This window comes from uncultured Tenacibaculum sp. (genome assembly GCF_947499065.1).
GTDB lineage: Bacteria > Bacteroidota > Bacteroidia > Flavobacteriales > Flavobacteriaceae > Polaribacter.
This window is the reverse complement of record NZ_CANMMT010000026.1, coordinates 1-887: the sequence shown is the minus strand read 5'-3', so window position 1 is coordinate 887 and position 887 is coordinate 1. Positions and strand designations below refer to the sequence as shown.

Below are 887 nucleotides of genomic sequence, written 5' to 3'. Positions count from 1 at the left end.
TTGAAAGACACATTAATCAATTTAGTACAAAGATTATTACGAAAAAATCGCATATCCTTTGACAAGGAAGAATTATCATTTCAAATTCAAAGTCATCCATCTTATCCAAGTTTACATGCTATAACAGGAGTTTTAGATCATTTTAATATAGAAAATGTTGCTGCCGATGTACCTGTAAATACAGAGACCTTATTACAATTACCTGATTGTTTTATAGCACAAGTAACTACTGAAAATGGTAAAGACTTAATTGTTGTTGAAAGAAAGAAACTGGATTATACCTTGTACGATTCAGATAATAAAAAAGAAAAACTTTCAGAAAGTGAATTCCTACAAAAGTTTACAGGAATCATAGTTGCTGTTGAAAAAACAGAAGAAAGTACTTCTGCAAAAACATCTTCAAATGTAACAAGCGTTCTTGCACTAGGAGCTTTATCATTATTAGCATTGTTTATGGTTTATCAAAGCTCACCGTCCTTATATACAGTAGCTTACTTATTACCTTCTATTGTGGGATTAGTAACTAGTATTGCTATTGTAAAACAAGAGTTAGGTTTAAAAACCTCTATAGGTGATGCTTTTTGTTCTGGGGCTGATGATAAAAAAGACTGTGATGCTGTTTTAACTTCTAAAGGAGCCGAAATTATAAAAGGATACAAGTTAAGTGACTTTAGTATTCTATATTTTATCGGATTAACAAGCTTAACATTCCTTCAAATAACAAATCCTGTTATTTCATATACTATAAGTTTAGTAGCAATCCCTGTTACCTTATATTCAATATACTATCAATATGCTGTAGTAAAAAAATGGTGCTTATTATGTTTAAGTATTGTAGGAGTATTATGGTTGCAAGCTTTAGCTCCAGTGTTAACTAATACTTATAT

The 887-nt window shown here is 30.1% G+C and carries 1 protein-coding gene; it reads left to right on the top strand.

Annotated features, from left to right (window positions below; all coding sequences use genetic code 11):
- The coding region (locus Q0958_RS18830; RefSeq protein WP_299126106.1) for a vitamin K epoxide reductase family protein at positions 1-887 on the top strand (887 nt) is incomplete at both ends.